The sequence below is a fragment of the Micrococcus sp. PSi08 genome (assembly GCF_054960655.1).
The window spans coordinates 1-201 of the sequence record NZ_JBHNYP010000081.1; the positions used below are offsets into that span (position 1 = coordinate 1).

At 76.1% G+C, this 201-nt stretch carries 1 pseudogene; it reads left to right on the top strand.

The features are described from left to right. Window positions 1–201 (top strand): annotated as a pseudogene (locus tag ACFI33_RS11865) (IS5/IS1182 family transposase); the annotation flags it as partial.

Here is a 201-nt window from a genome sequence, read left to right on the forward strand (position 1 = left end):
AGCAGCTGCGCGTGACCCGGCCAGTAGGGCGGCCCCGGACCCGCCCCGAGGCCGTGCTGGGCGATAAGGCGTACTCCTCCCGGGCGATCCGCACCCACCTACGCGCCCGTGGGATCAAAGCGGTCATCCCCGAACCGGCCGACCAGCAGGGCCACCGCAGACGGCGCGGTGCCCGCGGCGGGCGCCCCGTCAGCCTCGACG